The 4,743-nt window shown below is 71.4% G+C and carries 4 protein-coding genes; all 4 read right to left on the bottom strand.

Annotation, left to right across the window (positions count from 1 at the left end; all coding sequences use genetic code 11):
* Window positions 1-189 precede the first annotated feature (189 nt).
* A complete protein-coding gene (lgt, locus tag ACWGH4_RS31430) occupies window positions 190-1,161 on the bottom strand; it encodes a prolipoprotein diacylglyceryl transferase (protein WP_453466872.1) in 972 nt (323 codons plus the stop codon).
* Window positions 1,162-1,368: 207 nt separating this feature from the next.
* Entirely contained in the window at window positions 1,369-2,229 is an 861-nt protein-coding gene (locus ACWGH4_RS31425; protein ID WP_453466870.1) for a DsbA family protein, read from the bottom strand.
* 63 nt (window positions 2,230-2,292) lie between these two features.
* The gene (gene trpA / locus ACWGH4_RS31420) at window positions 2,293-3,108 is read right to left on the bottom strand and encodes a tryptophan synthase subunit alpha (RefSeq protein WP_453466868.1); all 816 of its coding nucleotides are present in this window, start codon (window positions 3,106-3,108) and stop codon (window positions 2,293-2,295) included.
* Complete coding sequence (trpB, locus tag ACWGH4_RS31415; RefSeq protein ID WP_453466866.1) at window positions 3,105-4,397, bottom strand: tryptophan synthase subunit beta; 1,293 nt, start codon at window positions 4,395-4,397, stop codon at window positions 3,105-3,107. The genes trpA and trpB overlap by 4 nt, the downstream gene beginning before the upstream one ends.
* Window positions 4,398-4,743 lie beyond the last annotated feature (346 nt).

Raw genomic sequence — 4,743 nt, 5'->3', positions numbered from 1 at the left:
CTCCAGCCCTGTCGGTTATCGAGGCGCGGGGATTCGGGCGCAGAGCCACGAAACACCGCGCGGAGCCCGGCTGCGGGCCCCGCAGGGAGCCCGGTTACGGGTCCGCGCGGAGCGCGGTTGCGAGTCCGCGCGGAGCCCGGCTGCGGGTCCGGCGCAGGCGCCATGCATCCGCGCCGCCCCGCCCCCGCTTCACGCCTTGCCGGGCGACTCCGCCGCGTCCGCGGATTCCGGTGCCGTATCCGACGCCGGCTCCGGCTCCGTCTCGGACTTCGCCTTTCCGGCGCCGTCCCCGGGCTCGCCGTCGGAGGAGGTGGCCTCCGCGGTCGCGTCGGACTTCGGCTTGTCCACCGCCGCCGGCTCCACGATCTCCTCGCGTCCCGGGCGCTTCCGCGACGAGATCACGATGTACGTGACCGCCAGCAGGAAGACCACGATGGAGGTCCAGACGTTCAGCCGCACGCCGAGGATGTCGTGCGCCTCGTCGACGCGCATGTACTCGATCCAGCCGCGGCCGGCGCAGTACGCCGCGACGTACAGCGCGAACGCCCGCCCGTGGCCCATCTTGAAGCGGCGGTCGGCCCAGATGACCAGCAGCGCCACGCCGATGCACCACAGGGACTCGTACAGGAACGTCGGGTGGTACAGGCCCGCCTCGCGGTTCGCGCCCTCGGTGATCTTGAGCGCCCAGGGGACGTCGGTCTCCCTGCCGTACAGCTCCTGGTTGAACCAGTTGCCCCAGCGGCCGATCGCCTGCGCGAAGGCGATACCGGGCGCGAGGGCGTCGGCCCAGGCGGGCAGCGGGATCCCACGGCGGCGGCAGCCGATCCAGGCGCCGACCGCGCCGAGCGCGATCGCGCCCCAGATACCGAGGCCGCCCTCCCAGATCTTGAAGGCGTCGACCCAGTTCTCACCCTCGCTGAAATACAGCTGGTAGTCGGTGATCACGTGGTAGAGCCGACCGCCGACCAGGCCGAACGGCACGGCCCAGACAGCGATGTCGGCCACCGTTCCGGCCTTGCCGCCCCGGGCGACCCAGCGCCGGTTGCCGTACCAGACGGCTACGAAGACGCCGATGATGATGCAGAACGCATAGCCTCGCAGCGGAAGCGGTCCGAGGTGGATCACTCCGGTCGACGGGCTGGGAATGTAGGCGATGTCCATGGCAGGACCGACGCTACCCTGCCGGGCGGGACGTACGGCAACCCGCCCGGCAACTTCTGGGTAACGGGACACGGCCGTGGCAACGGACACGGCCATGGTCGTCATCATGATCACGGGCGTGGCGCCGCGGCCGGCCGCCGGCGGCGCGCGGACCACCCGGTCGGGGTCGGCCACCCGGCCGGAGAACCTCCACCGGCCCGTCCGGCCTCAGGACGACGACGCTCCCGGGCTCGCGCTCCCGCCCCCGGTCGGCACCGCCGGCCGCTCGGTGCCCGGCGGCTTGTTCTTGTTGGCCTCCTTGACCCACTTCTTGAAGTTCGCGACGGAGATCTGCTCCTTCCCCTTCGTCGGGAAGATCGACTCTCCGTTGAGCAGCACGGTCGGGGTGCCGGTGAAGCCGCCGGCCTGGAAGGCCTCGTTGGACTTCTTCACCCAGCCGTCGTGCTTGCCCTCCTCCACACAGCTGCGGAACGCGGGCGTGTCCAGTCCCTCGACCTTGCCCGCGAGTTCGATCAGCTTGCCGTTGTCGGCGAAGGCGTCGTCCGGCTCGGGCGGCTGGTTCATGTACAGCACGTCGTGGTACGGGGCGAACTTCCCGGCGTCCTGGGCGCACGCCGCCGCGTTCGCCGCGCGCAGGGAGCCGCTGCCGCCCATGTTCCCGTCGATGATCGTGGCAAGGTGATAGTCGATCTTGATCTGGCCGGCCTTCTCCAGCTCATGGATCGTGTCGCGCAGAGCGTTCTCGAACTGGGCGCAGGCCGGGCACCGGAAGTCCTCCCACACCGTGAGGGTGGACGGGGCGTCGGCCGCGCCGACCGGGATGGCGAGCTGCTCCTCGCCCTGCGCGCCGCTCGGCGCGAGGAGCGGCCCCGCGTCCGTCGTGCCGCCCCCCTCGTCCTTGCCGCTGTTGGCTGCCACCAGGCCGGCCACGGCGGCCAGCCCGAGCACGCCCACCACGGCCGAGGCCACGATCAGGGTCCTGCGGCGCTTCTCGCGTGCTTTCTCCCGCGCCCGTTCCTGCTGGAGCCGCTCGCGCGCTCCCCGCTTCCGCTCTTGGTTCTCGCTCACACACCGCAAACGAACCGGGGAGGCGTGTGCACGCCTCCCCGGTCCCTGATCCACTCGTACGAGCTACGACTTTCCGCGCACACCCCGTGCCAGTTCGCCCGCCAGTTCCCGTACGGCCGCGACGGACGCGCCGTCGTCGGGTGCGTCGAGCATCCGCTTGACGAACGCCGAGCCGACGATCACACCGTCGGCGAACGCCGCGACCTCCGCGGCCTGCGCCGGGTTGGAGACCCCGAGACCCACGCACACCGGCAGCGCGGTCGTGGCGCGGGTACGGCGCACCAGGTCCTGTGCCTGCTCGCCGACGGACTCGCGGGTGCCCGTGACGCCCATCAGCGACGCCGCGTAGACGAAACCCGATCCGGCTGCCGTGATCTTCGCGAGACGGGCGTCCTTGCTGCTCGGCGCCACGACGAAGACGGTGGCGAGGCCGTGCTTTTCGGCGTGCTCCCTCCACAGCCCGGCCTCCTCGACCGGCAGGTCGGGCAGGATGCAGCCGGCGCCGCCCGCTTCGGCGAGCTCCGAGGTGAAACGCTCGACGCCGTAGCGGTCGATCGGGTTCCAGTAGGTCATCACGAGGACCGGCTTGCCGGTGGCGGCGTGGGCCTCACGGACCGTGCGCATCACGTCGGCGATCCTGACGCCGCCGCGCAGGGCGATGTCGTCGGCGGTCTGGATGACCGGGCCGTCGAGGACGGGGTCGCTGTGCGGCAGCCCGACCTCCACCACGTCGGCGCCGCCGTCGAACGCGGCCTTGACCGCCTCGATGCCGACGTCGACGGTCGGGAACCCGGCGGGGAGGTAGGCGATGAGCGCTGCGCGGTCCTCGTTCTTCGCCGCGGCGAGCGTGTCGTTCAGCAGCTGGATGTTCCCGCTCACTTGGCGTCCCCCTGGATCTCTGCGGCGCCGTTGTCGGCCGAGGCGTCGGCCTCGACCTGGGCGTCGGTGTCGTACAGACCGAAGTAACGGGCGGCGGTGTCCATGTCCTTGTCACCACGGCCGGAGAGGTTGACGAGGATCAGCCCGTCCTTGCCGAGCTCGCGCCCGACCTCCAGCGCGCCGGCCAGGGCGTGCGCCGACTCGATGGCCGGGATGATGCCTTCGGTACGGGACAGCAGTCGCAGCGCCTGCATCGCCGCGTCGTCGGTGACCGCGCGGTACTCGCCCCGGCCCGAGTCCTTCAGGTACGAGTGCTCAGGGCCGATGCCCGGGTAGTCCAGGCCGGCCGAGATCGAGTACGGCTCGGTGATCTGGCCCTCGTCGTCCTGGAGGACGTACGAACGGGAGCCGTGCAGGATGCCGGGCTCGCCCGCGGTCAGGGTCGCCGCGTGCTCCCCGGTCTCGATGCCGTGGCCGGCGGGCTCGCAGCCGACCAGCCGGACGCCGGCGTCCGGGATGAAGGCGTGGAACAGGCCGATGGCGTTCGACCCGCCGCCGACGCAGGCGACGGCGGCGTCGGGGAGGCGCCCGGCCCGCTCCAGGATCTGCCGCCTGGCCTCCACGCCGATGACTCGGTGGAAGTCGCGCACCATGGCGGGGAAGGGGTGCGGGCCGGCGACCGTGCCGAAGAGGTAGTGCGTGCGGTCCACGTTGGCCACCCAGTCGCGGAACGCCTCGTTGATGGCGTCCTTGAGGGTGCGGCTGCCGGACTTCACTGCGACGACCTCGGCGCCGAGCATCCGCATCCGGGCGACGTTCAGCGCCTGGCGCCGGGTGTCGATCTCGCCCATGTAGATGGTGCACTCGAGTCCGAACAGCGCGCAGGCGGTGGCGGTCGCCACGCCGTGCTGACCGGCGCCCGTCTCCGCGATGACGCGCGTCTTGCCCATCCGCTTCGTGAGCAGTGCCTGGCCCAGCACGTTGTTGATCTTGTGCGAGCCGGTGTGGTTGAGGTCCTCGCGCTTGAGGAAGACGCGGGCACCGCCCGCGTGCTCGGCGAACCGGGCCACCTCGGTGAGGGCGCTCGGGCGACCCGTGTAGTCGACCATCAGGCCGTTCAGCTCGGCCGCGAAGGCCGGGTCGGACTTGGCCTTCGCGTACTCGACGGCGACCTCGTCCACGGCGGCGACGAGCGCCTCCGGGATGAACTTGCCGCCGAAGGCACCGAAGTAGCCTTCGGTGTTGGGGACTTGACCCTCCGGGTCAGGGATGAAGTAGTCGCTGGACATGGCGACGCGCTCCTTGTCGTGACGGAAGAAGTGAACGACGCGGGTGGCGCCTGCGGGCTGTTCCCCCTGCCCTGCCCCTACGGCCTGGCGACCCTGGGGCCCACTTCCCACAACCGGGCTCGGCCCTGACGAGTACCGCGCTCCGCGCGGTGCTTCGGAGGCTCCGCCTTCGGACTCCCGCGCCTCGATCGCCGGCGAGGCTGATTTCGCGGAGCGAAATCCAGCCCGCCCGGGGCACCTCCCACGACCGCCAGGCCATAGGGGGAACTTGAGGACACCGCGCGGAGCGCGGTACGAGGTCCGGGGCTTGCCCCGGTTCGGGAAGGGGCGGGGGGAGAGAGAAATC

This window comes from Streptomyces sp. NPDC054847 (assembly GCF_053610925.1).
The sequence above is the reverse complement of the archived record's forward strand: the minus strand, read 5'-3'. Positions and strand labels throughout refer to the sequence as shown.